The organism is Paenibacillus sp. FSL R5-0701, from assembly GCF_037973995.1.
GTDB lineage: Bacteria > Bacillota > Bacilli > Paenibacillales > Paenibacillaceae > Paenibacillus.
The window spans coordinates 22,242-37,380 of the sequence record NZ_CP150230.1; the positions used below are offsets into that span (position 1 = coordinate 22,242).

Annotated in this window: 17 protein-coding genes and 1 riboswitch; of the genes, 16 read left to right on the top strand and 1 reads right to left on the bottom strand. The window is 45.4% G+C overall.

Annotation, left to right across the window (positions count from 1 at the left end):
* Positions 1–164 precede the first annotated feature (164 nt).
* The 10 genes from MKZ13_RS00085 to rsmI all read left to right on the top strand — a co-directional run bounded on the left by MKZ13_RS00085 (position 165) and on the right by rsmI (position 7,306).
* A complete protein-coding gene (locus tag MKZ13_RS00085; RefSeq protein ID WP_339180961.1) occupies positions 165–542 on the top strand; it encodes a CidA/LrgA family protein in 378 nt (125 codons plus the stop codon).
* Positions 512–1,204: an LrgB family protein gene (locus MKZ13_RS00090; RefSeq protein WP_339180964.1), complete on the top strand. Its 693-nt coding sequence runs from the start codon at positions 512–514 to the stop codon at positions 1,202–1,204. Before MKZ13_RS00085 ends, MKZ13_RS00090 begins: the two co-directional genes overlap by 31 nt.
* Before the next feature lie 217 nt (positions 1,205–1,421).
* On the top strand, positions 1,422–2,069 hold the full coding sequence (gene tmk / locus MKZ13_RS00095) for a dTMP kinase (RefSeq protein WP_221825861.1): 648 nt from the start codon (positions 1,422–1,424) through the stop codon (positions 2,067–2,069).
* A gap of 61 nt (positions 2,070–2,130) precedes the next feature.
* On the top strand, positions 2,131–2,460 hold the full coding sequence (locus MKZ13_RS00100; protein ID WP_017691391.1) for a cyclic-di-AMP receptor: 330 nt from the start codon (positions 2,131–2,133) through the stop codon (positions 2,458–2,460).
* A 343-nt stretch (positions 2,461–2,803) separates the two neighbouring features.
* The gene (locus tag MKZ13_RS00105; protein ID WP_076216772.1) at positions 2,804–3,247 is read left to right on the top strand and encodes a YaaR family protein; all 444 of its coding nucleotides are present in this window, start codon (positions 2,804–2,806) and stop codon (positions 3,245–3,247) included.
* A 9-nt stretch (positions 3,248–3,256) separates the two neighbouring features.
* A complete protein-coding gene (holB, locus tag MKZ13_RS00110; protein ID WP_339180967.1) occupies positions 3,257–4,228 on the top strand; it encodes a DNA polymerase III subunit delta' in 972 nt (323 codons plus the stop codon).
* A 117-nt stretch (positions 4,229–4,345) separates the two neighbouring features.
* The gene (locus MKZ13_RS00115; RefSeq protein ID WP_053778939.1) at positions 4,346–5,146 is read left to right on the top strand and encodes a stage 0 sporulation family protein; all 801 of its coding nucleotides are present in this window, start codon (positions 4,346–4,348) and stop codon (positions 5,144–5,146) included.
* Positions 5,147–5,174: 28 nt separating this feature from the next.
* Complete coding sequence (gene yabA / locus MKZ13_RS00120; protein ID WP_017691386.1) at positions 5,175–5,543, top strand: DNA replication initiation control protein YabA; 369 nt, start codon at positions 5,175–5,177, stop codon at positions 5,541–5,543.
* 95 nt (positions 5,544–5,638) lie between these two features.
* Positions 5,639–6,418: a tRNA1(Val) (adenine(37)-N6)-methyltransferase gene (locus MKZ13_RS00125; RefSeq protein ID WP_237178562.1), complete on the top strand. Its 780-nt coding sequence runs from the start codon at positions 5,639–5,641 to the stop codon at positions 6,416–6,418.
* A complete protein-coding gene (gene rsmI / locus MKZ13_RS00130) occupies positions 6,419–7,306 on the top strand; it encodes a 16S rRNA (cytidine(1402)-2'-O)-methyltransferase (RefSeq protein ID WP_221825848.1) in 888 nt (295 codons plus the stop codon).
* Between the two features lie 266 nt (positions 7,307–7,572).
* Here the strand turns inward: rsmI and MKZ13_RS00135 are convergent, their stop codons facing one another.
* Positions 7,573–7,827: an AbrB/MazE/SpoVT family DNA-binding domain-containing protein gene (locus tag MKZ13_RS00135; RefSeq protein ID WP_017691383.1), complete on the bottom strand. Its 255-nt coding sequence runs from the start codon at positions 7,825–7,827 to the stop codon at positions 7,573–7,575.
* Between the two features lie 317 nt (positions 7,828–8,144).
* Between MKZ13_RS00135 and MKZ13_RS00140 the strand changes: the two genes are divergently transcribed.
* From MKZ13_RS00140 to yabG, 6 genes are all read left to right on the top strand, one after another.
* Positions 8,145–9,422 carry an HD domain-containing protein gene (locus tag MKZ13_RS00140; RefSeq protein WP_237178564.1) on the top strand — a complete coding sequence of 426 codons (1,278 nt, stop codon included), beginning with the start codon at positions 8,145–8,147 and terminating at the stop codon, positions 9,420–9,422.
* A 333-nt stretch (positions 9,423–9,755) separates the two neighbouring features.
* Complete coding sequence (locus MKZ13_RS00145; RefSeq protein ID WP_339185273.1) at positions 9,756–10,526, top strand: TatD family hydrolase; 771 nt, start codon at positions 9,756–9,758, stop codon at positions 10,524–10,526.
* A gap of 241 nt (positions 10,527–10,767) precedes the next feature.
* Positions 10,768–11,021, top strand: a riboswitch (cyclic di-AMP (ydaO/yuaA leader).
* 273 nt (positions 11,022–11,294) lie between these two features.
* Positions 11,295–12,479, top strand: a complete 1,185-nt coding sequence (locus tag MKZ13_RS00150) for a ubiquitin-like domain-containing protein (protein WP_339180974.1) — start codon at positions 11,295–11,297, stop codon at positions 12,477–12,479.
* Between the two features lie 155 nt (positions 12,480–12,634).
* Complete coding sequence (rnmV, locus tag MKZ13_RS00155) at positions 12,635–13,180, top strand: ribonuclease M5 (protein ID WP_076216767.1); 546 nt, start codon at positions 12,635–12,637, stop codon at positions 13,178–13,180.
* A 4-nt stretch (positions 13,181–13,184) separates the two neighbouring features.
* Entirely contained in the window at positions 13,185–14,087 is a 903-nt protein-coding gene (gene rsmA / locus MKZ13_RS00160) for a 16S rRNA (adenine(1518)-N(6)/adenine(1519)-N(6))-dimethyltransferase RsmA (protein WP_272907837.1), read from the top strand.
* A 59-nt stretch (positions 14,088–14,146) separates the two neighbouring features.
* Positions 14,147–15,043, top strand: a complete 897-nt coding sequence (yabG, locus tag MKZ13_RS00165; protein ID WP_017691377.1) for a sporulation peptidase YabG — start codon at positions 14,147–14,149, stop codon at positions 15,041–15,043.
* Positions 15,044–15,139 lie beyond the last annotated feature (96 nt).

The following is a 15,139-nucleotide window of genomic DNA, read 5'->3' on the forward strand; positions in this document are numbered from 1 at the left end:
GACGTCACAGGGTCGTTAGCGCTCCCGCTCCGTGCCTTGCTCCAGACACGTTCAGTTTGAAGACACGCTTTAGTTCAACTTATAGAGATAGACATAAGAAAGAAGGGAACACTTTGGGTATTCCGCTAAAAAAATATACAGGAATAGTCCTGCAAGTTTTGTTGATGTACGGTTTTTATTGGATTGGAAACTTGATTCAAGCTGTATTACATCTGCCGTTAACAGGCAGTATTGTGGGCATGCTGGTATTGTTTATCACCATTCAACTGGGATGGATCAAAATGAGCTGGGGAGCAGAGGGGTCAACGTGGCTTCAATCTCATCTGCAATTGTTGTTCATCCCGCCAACTGTGGGCATTATTAATCATTTTGATTTTTTTCGAGCTAACACATTATTATTGGTTCTGGGTTTGATCGTTAGCACATTAATCACATGTCTGATATCTGCCAAATTAAGTGAGTGGCTCATGACATGGAGATCGTCTCATTCAGGCAAAAGGGAGGCGATTACTTGTCAGCATTCATCCTCGGAATTGGAATGATCGCGCTAACCATCGCTGTATATATTCCAGCCACTCTTCTATATAAAAGGTTAAAATGGCCGATACTGATGCCTGTACTCACAACGACTGCCATACTGATCCTGATCTTGGTGATCTCCAATATAAAGCTGGATACATACATGCTGGGTGGCAAATGGATACAGGAGCTCTTGGGCCCAGCAGTTGTATCTCTCGCTTTTCCCTTGTCCAGACATCTGAATGTGCTGAAGCAAAATATCATTCCAATTGTGGGTGGAACAATCGGAGGCAGTATTACAGGTGTCTCCACAGGTGCTTTAATCGCCATTCTGCTTGGCTACCCTCAAGAGATGGTCATCGCTTTATTGCCAAAATCAGTGACAACTCCTGTGGCTATTCAACTCGCTAATCAGGTTGGAGGGAATGCCTCATTCACATCGCTGTTTGTGATGATTGCAGGATTCTCAGGGATATTATTGGGGCCGATGCTCTTGAAATGGGCCAAAGTCCGCAGTAAACATGCCTATGGAATTGGATTGGGTTCTGCATCTCATGCCCTCGGCATGGCAAGGTCTTTTGAATATGGAGAGAATGCGGTAGCCCTCAGTTCAGTTTCCATGATTGTCAGTGCCATTGCCGGATCAATTATGCTTCCATTATGGGTATGGATTATCTACGGTTGAACGCTTTACTTTGTTGTTCATGTTGGAGTAACTGCTGACCTATAGTATTATAGAAAGAAACAAGCTTGTATGATCCTGGTGTTATTAATACGTACCGATATAGCTGTAGTTATACACCTCTGGGCGGGGGATATCATATCTTGTAGCAAGAGGGTCTAAGCATATTCCATTACAGCAGCAATAGATGCAATTATCGACATAGAAAGCAGGGAAGCATATGCAGGGCAGAGGTAAATTCATTACGCTGGAAGGGGGAGAGGGTTCCGGTAAAACAACGATGATCGGTAGAATAGGTTCTTATTTTGAAGAACGGGGTATACCTTACGTAGTTACGCGAGAGCCTGGCGGAATTGAGATTGCGGAGAAAATACGTTCAATTATCCTGGACCCTCTTCATACGGCAATGGATGCTCGAACCGAAGCGCTATTGTATGCAGCTGCACGCAGCCAGCATCTGGCGGAGAAAGTAGAGCCTGCGCTGAGAGCTGGAAAAGCAGTCATCTGTGACCGATTTGTCGATAGCAGTCTGGTCTATCAAGGCTACGCCCGTGGACTCGGGATAGAGAATGTATGGGCCATTAATCGCTTTGCGATTGGTGATCTCATGCCGGATGTGACCTTATATTTGGACATTGAGCCTGAAGTGGGGCTTGGCCGGATCGATGCTCATGATGGCCGGGAAGTGAACCGTCTGGATCTGGAAAATCTGGAGTTTCACCGTAAAGTCCGAGAGGGTTACTTCCTATTAAAAGAGCAGTTCCCGGAACGGATCAGGGTTATCGATGCTTCCATGAAGCAGGAGGATGTCTTGGCAGCAATGATTTTGTCGCTGGAAACAGGGATTTTGAAGGATTTTGACGAGTAATTGTCTAATATATAGACAGGGCATTTGATAAAGGTGCTTATTCTAAAGGAGGTTATGCAGGATGAAACTGATTGTTGCGATTATACAGGATAAAGACAGCAACCGATTATCCAGCGCATTGGTCAAAGCAAACTTTCGGGCAACGAAGCTTGCCAGTACGGGCGGATTTTTGAAGGCAGGCAACACGACGTTTATGATCGGTGTCGATGATGGTCAAGTCGAATCCGTAATGAACGTCATTCGCAGCAGCTGTAAGGTTCGTGAACAGCTCGTGACTCCGGTCACACCGATGAGTGGAACAACCGACTCTTACCTGCCGCTACCTGTTGAAGTTCAAGTAGGCGGAGCTACTGTATTTGTTCTCCCGGTAGATCGCTTCGAACATTTCTAATTATACCTATTGCATGGATCCCATGAGGGTCCTTCATGATCGATAGCATGTAGGAAACGATGGATGCAAGAAGAGTTAACAGAGTTCGTGCGTGCCACTTACGGAGCGCCTTTCTTGATGAGAAGAATCAGCATACTCTTTCCGGATGAGCATTTCCCAACTGAGGAATGGTTCATTTCGGGAAGAGGTTGACTACAAAGAACAAGTCCTTGATGGTGATGTGTATCTACCATTATATATAGAGTGTGATCAGCATATATAAAAGCCTCATTCTCACGCACAGGCGCAACGCGCACTGTGCTGATGGGCGATTGGCTAACTATGATAGAAAGCGGGCGTATCCATGAAAATCAATCCTGGATTCAGACCGATTCAGAGCGGGATCAGTACTACTGATTCAGGTTCCAAACCGGTTCAATCCAAAAATTTCTCTGATATGATGAATCACCAGGGGGAACGGGCCTCACAAGCTGAACTGAATCGCCGGTTTAGTGAAATCCAGCTTCAGGGGGATCGCTTGGCACGTTCCATGACGATTCGTGAACTGAAGGCGTATAAGCAACTTGTTAAAAGGTTCCTGGAAGAGACCGTTCGTCGCGGTGTATCCATGAAAGAGACAAGGGGTTGGGATCGTCGTGGCAGAGGCAAGCGGTATAAGCTGATTGATGAAATTGACTCCGCTCTGTTATCCATGGCTGATGAATTGCTGGATACAGAAGAAGGAAAAATCTCTCTATTACAACAAGTAGGCGAAATTCGGGGGATGCTTATTAATTTAAGCTTCTGAGGAGGAAGTATGTCCTTTCAACAGATTATGGGTCAACAAGCGGCCAAGCAAATGTTACAAAGCAGTTTAAGACGTCATGCAATAAGCCATGCGTATTTGTTTAGCGGTCCAGCTGGTAGCGGGCAACGGAAGACGGCAATTACCTTTGCCAAGGCAATATTCTGTACAGAGCTTGAAGATGACGCTTGTGGGCAGTGTCTTGAATGTCGTAAGGTGGATCATGGTAACCATCCGGATCTAACCATACTTGCGCCAGATGGAAACAACATTAAAATAGATCAAATCCGGGATCTGCAGCGTATCTTTTCATACCGATCAGAGGCAGGTCATCCCAAAGTATATATTATAGAACAAGCCGAGAAAATGACGGTGCAGGCAGCAAACAGTTTGCTCAAATTTCTGGAGGAACCGCAGGTACCAGCAGTCGGCATCCTGATTACGGATAATGGACAGGCCATGTTGCCAACGATCCGCTCACGCTCCCAATTGGTGCCGTTCAGTGCACTGAATCCGGAAGATATGCTGCAATCTCTGATCGAGGAAGGGCACCCTGCCAATCTGGCTCGCTCTGCCGTCCATTTAGCGTCAGGATTGGAAGCATGTAGAGAAATTCTCCAGCAGAATTGGTTTGCAGAAATTAGAAACGTAATGTTACAATTAGGGAAGGAGTCCCTGGGTAGAGGAAGCACATCATTGATCTCTGCACAGCAGAAGCTTTTTAAAACCGGACTCTCTGAACATCTGGACATGTTGCTTAGTTTGTTCCATCTATGGTTTAGGGACATGCTGTATGTTCAGTACGATAGGCATGAACATATCGTTTTTATAGATCAGTTAGACATGTTATCTCAGTTGGCACATACCCGCAGCACAGAGCAGTGGGTCTCCTATATGGATATGGCCGCAGGATGCAGAAAAAAATTGCGTTTCAACGTCAATGGCCAGCTTTGTCTGGAGCAATTTTTGATCGGTTTGGCATAAGACTGGGAGAGGGCAGAGTTAGCTCCAATCATATGCAAACGGTTATAACTTCGGCCGGTTCCCTAAGAAGACAGGGCTTCAGACGAAGTGGGGTTGGCTTACAAGGGGGTTAATTTTTTGTACAGTGTAGTGGGTGTCCGTTTCAAAAAAGCGGGCAAAATTTATTACTTCGATCCCCTGGACCTTCCCATTGAGAAAGAAAACTGCGTTATCGTGGAGACAGCGCGGGGGGTTGAGTACGGTAAGGTTGTCGTAGGTAAGAAGGAAGTGGGCGAGTCCGATGTGGTGTTGCCGCTGAAGAAAGTCATCCGCGTTGCGGGCGAGACAGATGCTCGTGTGGTTGATGAGAACAAGCGTGCAGCCAAAGAAGCATTCGGTACTTGTTTAAATAAAATCAAAGACCATGGCCTCAAAATGAAGCTGGTCGATGTGGAATTTACGTTTGATCGCAATAAAATTATATTTTATTTTACAGCTGAAGGAAGAGTTGATTTCCGGGAGCTGGTCAAGGATCTGGCAAGCATATTCCGGACACGAATCGAGCTGAGACAGATTGGTGTACGTGATGAAGCGAAGATGCTTGGCGGAATCGGACCTTGCGGCCGTGTGTTGTGTTGTTCTTCCTGGCTGGGAGACTTTGAGCCGGTATCAATCAAGATGGCTAAAGATCAGAGCCTGTCACTGAATCCGACGAAAATTTCAGGGTTGTGCGGAAGACTCATGTGCTGTCTGAAATTTGAGCATGATAACTATGAAAGTGTGAGAGAAGAACTGCCAGCTGTAGGCAAATTGGTCGTCACCTCATTGGGTGAAGGAAAAGTTGTCGGAATTAATGCCGGTAGCCGCACAGTCCATGTTCAACTGTTCGACATCAGTAAAGTCAAAGAACTTCCGCTGGATGACGTCGTTATCAAGTAAACCATAAAGGTTGCTTCGGGGTGGAAACTTGGAAAAGAAAAATCTGTTTACGCACATTCATGAAATGGAAACCCAACTGGGTCAGTTGCACGGTGATTTAGGAGAGTTAAAAATGATTGTGAAGGAGCTGCTTGAGGATAATCAGCGGCTTACCATCGAGAATGAGCAGTTACGTAAACTGCTCAAACGTGAGGCTCCGGCAGATCTGCCAATCTCCTCAGCACTCGCTCCTGTAGCAAGGCCAGCAGGTCCGGCTACAGGCGAGGATGTTGTGGGTGAAGGGTATGATAATCTGGCTCGGTTGTATCACGAAGGCTTCCATATCTGCAACGTCTATTATGGACATTTGCGGACGGAAGGCGATTGTCTGTTCTGCCTGTCTTTTTTGAATAAATGAAGTGACCGTAGGGATCCCCTACGGTTTTTTTTCAAGGTTATAAACCTAAACTAAACGAACATGAGATATAGAGTACCGGAGGATGAGCGTAACATATGAAAGCAAATGAAGTTGTGTTACATGAGTCAGAGCGGATTGATGATCTGCTCTCTCATGATCTGAGAATCATTCAAAGTGATGAAGTGTTTAGTTTTTCGATGGATGCCGTATTATTAGCCCGGTTTGCTTCCGTACCTAAACGGGGGCGTGTACTTGATTTGTGTACGGGTAACGGGGTGGTTCCCATTTTGCTTACAACGCGTACGCAGGCCAATCTGGAAGGGATCGAGATTCAGCCACGTTTGGCTGATATGGCGCGTCGAAGTGTGCAATTGAATGAACTGGACGAGTCGATTATGATTCGTGAAGGTGATTTGCGAGAATTGGTGAAAGAAACAGGACATGCTGTATACGATGCAATAACGGTTAATCCTCCATACATGCCTTTGAATGGCAGTGATCTTAAAATGAACACACATCAGGCCATGGCACGTCATGAGATCGGATGTACGCTGGAAGAAGTAATTCAGGCTTGCAGTCGACTTGTTCGTAATGGCGGAAAAGTATCGATGGTTCATCGTCCACAACGCCTTGCAGAGATTATCTCGCTCATGCGCGAATATAAGCTGGAACCCAAACGGATTCGGATGGTGCATCCCCGTGCTCATTTGGAAGCCAACATGGTATTAATTGAAGGAATGAAAGATGGTAAACCCGAAGTTAGGATGCTTCCTCCACTCATTGTCTACAATGAAGAGGGGACATACTGCGAAGAGATTATGGATATTTACTATGGTCAGCAACATGCTGAGCGTACTACGAAAGGAGGGCTTTAGATGACTTTGCATATTCAAAAAAGCTATGCGGAGCAGCCTGAAGGATCAGGCAAGCTATATCTGGTTGGAACACCCATTGGTAATCTGGAGGACATGACCTTCCGGGCGATCAAGACATTGCAGAGTTGCGACATCATTGCAGCAGAAGATACACGCCAGACCCGAAAGCTGCTTACGCATTTTGAAATTACACCTTCGATGCTGTTTAGTTATCATGAGCATAATAAGGGGGCGAGTGGACCTGAACTGATACGCTATATAATAGAAGGAAAAAATTTGGCACTCGTCAGTGATGCCGGTTTGCCAGCCATTTCGGACCCTGGTTCTGACCTTGTACAGCTTGCACTGGAGGCCGGAATAACGGTCATTCCCATCCCTGGACCCAACGCTGCGTTGTCTGCTCTGATCGTGTCCGGATTACCGACGGAGCGTTTTACATTCGGCGGTTTTTTGCCGCGGGAGAAAAAGGACATGCGAAAAGTGCTGGAGGCTTTTGACGAATCCAACGGGACTTTGTTATTCTATGAATCGCCTCACCGTATTCGGAAAACATTAGTCCACCTCGAAGAGATTCTGGGTGATCGTTCGATTGTCCTGGCTCGTGAACTAACCAAGCGTCATGAGGAATTCGCAAGGGGCACCGTGAAGGAATGTATAGACTGGCTTGAAGAACATCCGCCTCTTGGCGAGTACTGTTTGCTGGTAGAAGGCATTAAGGAAGAGGAGCGTAAGGCTGAGCGCGAAGCATGGTGGCAGCTCATGTCACTCGCGGATCATGTCAGCCATTATGAGGATGAAGGACATAACCGCAAAGATGCAATGAAAAAAACGGCTACTGATCGCGGTCTGACGAAGCGTGATGTATATAATGCATTAATTGAGCAGTAATCTAACCAAATATCTTCTGTTGTGGGGAACATAACCTGAAAAGAAGCTTATAACCAACCTTAGTGGAATATTAAAAAGAGCAGAGTGACTCAAAAAAATTTCATCGTTTCTTCCGGTTCTCGTGTGACAGAATTATTTTGGATAATGGAACCCATAACAAGGCAAAAAAATACCTTCCTCGGTGGGGTTCACACCGGGAAGGTCATTAAGGAATATTAAAAAGGTTAGAAATAACAATTTAGATAAGTCCAGTATACCTGTATTTTTTATTTTGCTACAGGTGCAGGGATTTCGGAAATACATTCGTTACAAACAATTTTACCTTTGAAGTAAGTAACGTTCTCTGCATTACCACAGAAGATACAAGCAGGCTCGTATTTTTTCAACATGATGCGCTCGCCGTCAACGTAGATTTCCAGAGCATCTTTTTCACCAATACCGAGCGTACGGCGCAATTCAATTGGAATAACTACCCGTCCCAGTTCGTCCACTTTTCTTACAATACCTGTTGATTTCATCATTATAATCAGTGCTCCTCTCAGCTAACTATCATTGTCATTATTCGACATTATTTTATGTTTTATGATACTCATCATACCAACGATTCCCAAATCAGTCAACCTTAAAATTAGCTTAAAATTAAGGCTGTTTTTCACAAGGTTACGGGTGGTAAGGGATTGGAAGCTGTTTTTCGCATTTAAACCTCAATGTCAGCTTTGTCGATTTGGAAAACGACAAAACTACTTCATTCGACAAAGTTCGTCATGTTGTGTCGAATCCTAGGTGAATCGTAGAGCTCAAAGCGTTAATATAAAAGAAATTAAAGGAGTGAGTCGACATGGAACAACGTTTAACGGAAGAGAAAGTATTCAAAGATCCGGTACATAATTATATCCACGTGCAAGATCCGGTTATATGGCAGTTAATTAACACCCCGGAATTTCAGCGTTTACGCCGGATTCGTCAGCTGGGTACTTCTTACCTTACCTTTCACGGAGCAGAGCATAGTCGGTTCTCACATTCACTAGGTGTTTATGAGATCACACGCAAGATCATCTCTCAATTTGAAAGAAGTCATTATTCGGATTGGCCGAAGGAAGAAAAGATTGTAGCTCTGTGTGCAGCTCTGCTTCATGATCTCGGGCATGGGCCATTCTCTCACTCCATCGAGGAAGCTTTTGACATGAATCACGAAGATTGGACTTGTCGCATCATTACAGGTGATACCGAAGTAGGGGCGATCTTAAGACGGTATGCTCCTGATTTTCCTGAGAAAGTAGCATCTGTCATTCAAAAAACGTATGAAAAGCCGATTGTTGTGAACTTGGTGACCAGTCCGCTTGATGCAGACCGAATGGATTATTTGCTCAGGGATGCCTATTTTACAGGTGTAAATTACGGCACGATTGACCTTGATCGTATCCTTCGGATGCTGCGTCCTTATCATGGGCGGATTGTAGTCAAGGAGTCAGGCATGCATGCTGTGGAGGATTACCTAATGTCTCGGTATCAGATGTATTGGCAGATTTACTTCCATCCGGTAACTCGTAGTTCTGAAATTATATTGCGGCAAATATTCAAGCGAGCGAAAACACTCATACAACATGGTTTTCAATTCCGCTTCATGATTGATCCACTCCCTCAACTATTTGAAGGGGAATTATCCGTAGATGAATATTTGCAGTTGGATGAAGCATTAATTCAGACGGCATTTACGCAGTGGCGCAAGGAGGACGATACTGTTCTGAGTGAGTTATGCGAACGTTTTATGGATCGCAAGTTATATAAGTATGTAGAGCTTGAACAGGTCGACTTGACAATGATGGAAGAGATTCGGGAAGCTTTTGTACAGGCTGGCCTCGATCCCGAATATGATCTTGAAATTGATTTTCCTTCGGATAATCCGTATGATGTGTTTCGTCCGGATGAATCCACAGATAAGCAGATTCTTCTTCTGGATCGACAGGACAATTTACGTGAGTTGTCAGAAGTATCTGACATTGTCCGTTCCATCAGTGGGCTTCACCGAGGGAAACATCATTTGTATTACCCGCAAAACAAGGTGGATGCGATTATTCACGAATTACCGTCACATATACGCCCCTATTTCTTGTAATCGTGTGGGTATAATCCGATGAAGAATTTTGATATCAAAACACTTTCCAAAAGAGCTATTTTCCATGATACAGTAATCTGCTTTAATGGGGAGTATATGTAGATCGACATAATTTTGTAAATGCAAGTTGGTAGAATGAGCCTAATCAGCAATATATAGATCAGAATATCTGTATATCTTCTATATATTGTAGTTGTGAAGAAACAAACGTGATGATGTAATACACAGATTACCCAAAATGTTTTATGTACGAGTCATTAAATTATTGGATTTTACAAATTGAATTTTCAAAAAGAAGATAGTCGTTATTTCGACATGAAGGGAGATACAGACATGATGCTGTTCGACACACATACACATCTGGATGCACCACAATTCGACGAGGACCGCGAGGACATGATTCAGCGTGCTGTGGATGCAGGAGTTGGTCGCATGATCAACATTGGCTTTAACCGGGAGACGATTCCAACCACAATGAAACTCGCTGAAACATATGATTTTATATATGCAGCTGTAGGGTGGCATCCCGTAGATGCGATCACAATGCAGGAGGGCGATTTGGAGTGGATTGCATCTTTATGCAAGCATGAAAAAGTGGTTGCGATTGGTGAGATTGGATTGGATTATCACTGGGACACTTCACCAAAGGAAATACAGCATCGCGTATTACGACAACAAATTGCTTTGGCGCGTGAAGTGAAGATGCCGATTGTCATCCATAATCGGGATGCACATGAGGATATTATAAGAATTTTGCGTGAAGAGAAAGCTGGTGAGGTTGGTGGTGTGATGCACTCCTTCTCAGGCAGCTGGGAAACGGCAAAAAATTGTCTCGATATGGGCTTCCATCTCTCCTTCGGAGGACCAATCACATTCAAAAATGCAAAGCAGCCCAAAGAGGTGCTGGAGAAGGTTCCTATGGACCGGTTTTTCATTGAAACAGATGCTCCATATTTGACACCTCACCCTTATCGTGGGAAGCGAAATGAGACAGCGCATGTACGTCTGGTTGCAGAGGCAGCTGCGGAAATTAAAGGCATTTCGGTGGAGGAAATTGCTGCAATAACAACCAAAAATGCCATGGAACGATTTGGAATTCGTTAAAAAAACGAGTAAATGAGGTGAAAAAGGCAGGTAAGCGGAGTTAATTTGCCCTTTGATCCAAATAAATCAAGAATATTACAATATTTTAACCAAATATTCAGAAAAACGTACTTGATCAACGCTTTACAACATGCATCAAAACAGGATATCATCTTTTCAGTGAATTGTTGTGCGGAAAATTGGACAGATGTTCGGGGGATGAACAAAGGGACACTTTCCGATGAAACAACATTACTTTCATGAATCAGTCTCGCTGAGTCTCCGTTAACGGAGAGCGGGGGAACCAATAGGGCTTAAACATCGGTGTATTTGGCCGATGCGCAACGTTCGCTGACCCAAAAGCAGCGAAGGGAACTGCGAAGCCGTATTTGATTTCTTCTTTGGGTCTCGGGGTGAATTCAAGGGCGTCCGCCATGAGCGGGTGACCCAAGATAGGGCGGCTCTCTTTCGCCCGAACCCGACAGCTAACCTCGCAAGCGGAAAAAGAGAGGCAACCTCGTGCATGAATTTCCGATATTCAAAATCATTCGGAAGCCACGAAAGAGTTCCTCTTACACTCTTTCTTTGGCTTTTTTGTTTTTGAATAAAAGAAATATTGTCATCATACGGTAGGTATTCAGGAGGATGACATCATGTTGCGAAGATTGATTCATGGTGCAGAACCGGATTATGTTGGTCCAATCTGTGTTCTGTAGAAAATTTGGTATAGTCACGTCAAAGACATCATGCATTACTTTAGACGGCGAGGCTATGAAGGAGGACGGAGAAGTGGGCACATTCCAACCAGAAGAGACCCATGAGTCACGATCATCCAGTAAGTCTTTCGCGTTGCGGTGGAAGCATGAGAACATGCGTCAAATGGCATTGATCGCGATTTTCTCAATTGCGCTTACAATCATGATCTTGTTAGTCGTTTACGGTCAGGCCGGGAAACAAATTTCGCTGGTTATTGATGGCAAAGCTCAGGTGGTAGAGACTCGTACAGGAATGCTTCAGGAAATGCTGGAGGAGCAGTCGATCACAGTCAGCCCTCACGATAAGGTATCCATGTCCATGAATGGGGCGATTACAGATGGAGACCGAATCGTTATTGAGCGGGCCGTTCCAGTTAACATTACGGCAGACGGAGACACCAAGACTCTGTATACAACCGATTCATCGGTAGAAGATGCAATTCAAAAATCAGGTATTCAAGTTGAAAGTAATGATAAAGTGTATCCGGCGCTCGGAACTGCGATCAAAGCGGAGATGAAGATCCGTGTAGTGCGCGTAACAAAGCGTACAGTGGAAGTAGAGCAACCGATCGCTTACAAAGTTATTAAAACGGCTGACCCTAGCTTGTACAAAGGGGATAACCGTGTCGTTGTAAACGGCAAAGAAGGCACACTTGTACAGCATATCGAAAAGGTATTTCAGGATGGAGAATTGGTCTCCAAAAAAATGGTCGGCAAATCTGTCGCGAATAATCGTGTAGATAAAGTGATCGCTGTCGGCACCAAAGCAAAACCGGTCGTGAAAGAACCTGAGATTCAGACCGTATCGGCTCAAACTTCAACAACCAAAAAGGCTACAACAACGAACTCGAAGAAAACATCTGCCTCGGGCAGCAAAGTGATTACCGTATCCGGGACTTCTTTTAAATACTCCAAAGTACTTAAAAATGTATCCATGACTGCCTACTCTTCCGAAGAGCCTGGCATTGGTACAAAAACAGCTTCCGGTACTCGTGTAACGGAAGGTCGCACCATTGCGGTTGATCCCAAAGTCATTCCAATTGGCTGGTGGGTATATATCGAAGGTCTGGGATTCCGTCGTGCAGAAGATACAGGCGGTGCCATTAAAGGCAACAAAATTGATGTATATTATGACAGTGTGAAGCATGCCCTGAATTTTGGACGTAAGAAAGGCAAGACGGTCTACGTGATCGGTCCGGTGAAGCCGGAAGCGAACTAAAATCGTTTTACTTTGAAATGGGAATGCTATAAAATAGTTGCATGAATGGTTCATGCGGAATATGCGGCGGAGGAGTCTGAATTCAGTCTCCCCCGCCGTTTGGCAGAGAAGAGGATATTCCTCTTCTTTTTGCGTTAGAAAGGAAGAAATGGAACATGATAAAAGAAGTCATTGTGGTGGAAGGCCGTGACGATACGGTAGCTATCCGTCGGGCCGTTGAAGCCGATACAATAGAAACAGGTGGATCAGCAATCAACCAACGCATTCTGAAGCGAATTGCGCTTGCTCAGGAGAGACGGGGAGTCATTGTACTGACAGATCCGGATCATGCTGGCGAACGCATTCGTAAAATTATTGCAAACAAGGTGCCTGGCTGCAAACATGCCTTCATTCCGGAAGCCGATGCAACGCGTAAAGGGGACATTGGGGTGGAGAATGCCTCACCTGAAGCGATCCGTCATGCTCTGGCGCGCGTACATACTTCATACGAAGGTGCTCCGAGCCTGATCGATTGGGAGGACCTGATCGCGGCAGGACTTATCGTGCATCCGCAGGCTGCTGCACGTCGCATGGAGATGGGCAATCTGCTGGGCATCGGTTATTGTAACGGTAAGCAGTTCCACAAACGTCTCAGTGTATTTCAGATTACACGGGAAGAGTTCTCTACAGCATTAGCGCAAATTGAACGTGAAGGAATGTGAGCATATGAAGGATATGGAAGAGACGATAGAAATTGCAACGCCCAAACGAACCAAAGAGATTATTCAAAGACACGGATTCTCATTCAAGAAAAGTCTGGGTCAGAACTTTCTGATCGATCAAAATATACTGAACAAAATCGTTAATGCAGCCGACCTGGACGAGTCCAAGGGCGCGTTAGAGATCGGGCCGGGTATTGGAGCCCTTACGGAGCGACTGGCTCGGGTAGCAGGTCCTGTCACAGCCGTAGAGATTGATCAGCGCTTGATCCCAATCCTGGGAGAAGTGATGCAGCCTTATTCGAATGTACGTGTTCATCATGGGGATGTGTTGAAGCTTGATCTGGCTGAATTGTTTAATACGGATTTTGCATCCGTGGACAAAGTCAGTGTCGTGGCTAACCTGCCTTATTATGTAACGACTCCAATCATGATGAAACTGTTGGAAGAGAAGCTGCCGGTAGACAGTATTGTTGTCATGATCCAAAAAGAAGTGGCTGAACGCATGGCTGCTGCACCAGGATCAAAAGACTACGGCAGTCTGAGCATCGCAGTTCAGTACTACAGTATGCCGGAGCTTGTGTGTATTGTGCCGCCTACGGTCTTCATTCCGCAACCTAATGTGGAATCAGCTGTCATTAAGCTGAAAGTGCGTGAGCAACCACCAGTGGAGATTCCGGATGAAGCACACTACTTCGAAGTGGTACAGGCTTCTTTTGCCCAACGGAGAAAAACAATCTCAAACAACTTGAAGGCACGTTTCTTCACAAAGGAGAACCGGGAACAGGCAGACATTCTGCTGGAGCAGGCAGGTATTCAACCGTCCCGACGTGGAGAGACGTTGAGTCTGCAAGAGTATGCCACACTCAGCACCGTAATGTGGGAAGCAGGGGTACGTGCAGCGCTGTAAAATTTGAATGAACCAAACCGGGTCTCTGCCCATACGATGGGGTAGAGGTGATTACGTTGATGAATATCGGAGACTTGGTCGTTCGGAAGTCATACGGCGGCGATGTGACTTTTCGGGTGGAAGGCCTCCAGTTGGATGCTGCGGTCATTAAAGGGACTGAGTTCCGGCTGATTGCCGATTCCCCGGTGGATGATTTGATACAGGTTCCTTACGAACCACAAAGCGCCAAGACTAGACAGGCGCATATTAAAGCACATCAGACCCTGTCCCGTCTGCAGCAGAATCGTATGGAACAGGCTGAGCGGAATCGGGAAGGTCTGGTACAGGATTGGTCTGCTCAGCAGGAACCGGCTTATTTTGAGATGCCTGGAAAGGTGCTTCATCTGGATGGAGATCCGAACTATTTGAAAAAAAGTATGGATCTCTATGAGCAACTTCGCGTGCCCGCAGAGGGACAATATGTCCATGAATCGGCAATGGCAGATACCCTATACCGTTTATTACCCAAAGTACGTCCGGATATCGTAGTCATTACGGGTCATGATGGGGTCCTAAAGACACGTCAGCCCTATGACTTATATAGTCTTGGTAGCTACAAGAATTCGCAAAATTTTGTGTCGGCCATTCAGGTGGCCAGACAATATGAACGCCATCTGGATGCACTGACTATTGTGGCAGGGGCCTGTCAGTCCCATTTTGAGGCACTGCTGCGCGCTGGAGCGAACTTTGCCAGTTCTCCAGGCAGAATTCTCATTCATGCACTTGATCCGGTCTATGTGGCTGCCAAGGCCTCCTTTACCTCTGTGCGGGATACGGTCAACATGAGTGATGTTCTGCACAATACCATCAGTGGCAGCCAGGGTGTGGGTGGTGTCGAGACACGGGGGAGTTACCGGGTAGGTCTGCCTGGGCTGAATGATTTATCTACGCTAAAAGTGAACCCCTCGGCAGTCTGATGTAGGCCATTTAAAGTCCCAATTTGGGGCTTTTTTTGTTTGCAAAAAAATTCATTGACAACAACTTTTTGATGCTGATATAATAATTAGTTTTGA